The organism is Salinivibrio sp. MA440 (assembly GCF_001996265.1).
Lineage (GTDB): Bacteria > Pseudomonadota > Gammaproteobacteria > Enterobacterales > Vibrionaceae > Salinivibrio > Salinivibrio costicola.
Genome location: NZ_MUFI01000102.1, coordinates 1 through 1,012, shown reverse-complemented (window position 1 = coordinate 1,012; position 1,012 = coordinate 1). Strand labels below are relative to the sequence as shown.

General features: G+C 42.8%; 1 protein-coding gene. It reads left to right on the top strand.

The window, feature by feature from the left end; genetic code table 11:
• The first annotated feature begins 119 nt into the window (after nucleotides 1-119).
• A complete protein-coding gene (locus BZG80_RS15700; RefSeq protein WP_077576603.1) occupies nucleotides 120-902 on the top strand; it encodes a transcriptional regulator in 783 nt (260 codons plus the stop codon).
• The last annotated feature ends 110 nt before the right edge of the window (nucleotides 903-1,012 follow it).

Below are 1,012 nucleotides of genomic sequence, written 5' to 3'. Positions count from 1 at the left end.
TTATTTTTTCTATTAATAGATTGGATCTCACTTTTATGTAAAGTGTGATCTTGTTTCTAATTAAAACGTTTACTATCGCAATGAATTATTGAGTTTTTTATAATCAAAAGAAAAAGCCTATGATTTACTTCGATGCCGTTGCTAGGAAACTCCATCAAGACCACAAATCTACTCGACTTGGCTTCCGAGAAGCCTTGGTACTGGAATGCCTGTTGTTGCATGCGCCTGAGACCGTGTGTAAGCAAACCTTGATTTGTTATGCGTGGGGAAATGAATACATTGGTCAAACATCGTTAGCCAAATCGATCAGTGCGCTAAGACGAAGCTTAATGACGATTAGCGCAGACCCGACCTTAGTGATCACCGTGCCGAAGCAAGGCTATCGCATGGTCGCTGGCATGGTAGAAACCAAGACTGTCGGCGAGTCACTAACAACCGTAGAGCAAACTAAGGTAGCCCCCGTCACGACGAATGCGGTAACGGGTCTCTCTGCTGCTGAATCGAGGCATGATGCTGACAATAAGGCAGTATCGAGTAAACCGATACGCCAGTGTGTCATGATGGCGTTGATGTTATTTGCCTGTGTGGCGAGCAGCGTGTTTGTGGTAGGAAAAATCAATGGCTGGCGTTGGAGTGATGTGGTTCAGCGAGGCGGGCTGACACAGAAACGTGTCGGTAGCCTTTATGTTTTTTACCCTCAAGAAACACGGCTTGACTTTCCGATTGAGCAGTTTTTGAGCCACAGTCAATGTGATTGCCTTGTATATGTAGAAAACAGGCACAAGATAGCAACGATGGTTTTTGTATCAAGAAAGACCAACCGTAGTGTGTTTATCCGCTATTCGCCTTTCAATATCAAGCATGCCACTAGTAAACTTGAGCAATTTCTTGCTGAGGAATAAAAATAGAGTATTTGCTTTATTTTTATGAGCCTTTTCGAGTGTGTTTTGCGACATCTTATTATTTAGACTCCCTCTCATAGATACCCTTAATCAAATAATAGAGCCTTAAC